At 52.8% G+C, this 316-nt stretch carries 1 pseudogene; it reads left to right on the top strand.

Features of this window, described 5'->3' with window-relative positions:
- A pseudogene (locus tag IV91_RS18660) lies at positions 1–316 on the top strand (RNA-guided endonuclease TnpB family protein); the annotation flags it as partial.

The raw sequence follows: 316 nt of genomic DNA on the forward strand, positions 1-316 counted from the left end.
CAAGCATGAAACTCCTTTGGATATTTGCTGGAGTCGTCCGTTTCCCAAAGGGGCGACGCCTTCTTCGGTTACTGTCACAAGGACTACGGGTGGCAAATTCTATATTTCGCTCCTGACCGAAGAAGATGTTTCTCCTTTGCCGAAGGTGAAGGGCGAGGTAGGCGTTGATCTGAACACTTCCGAGATTGTTTGTTCAAACGGAAAGCGCTATGCAACCCCGCTCAAACTACAGGTATTGGAGCAACGCAAGCGCCGTTACCAACGCGCTTGCCGCCGAAAGGTTGCGGCGGCCAAAGTGTCGATGGGATTGAGCCGG

The sequence above is a fragment of the Ferrovum myxofaciens genome (assembly GCF_000735045.1).
GTDB lineage: Bacteria > Pseudomonadota > Gammaproteobacteria > Burkholderiales > Ferrovaceae > Ferrovum > Ferrovum myxofaciens.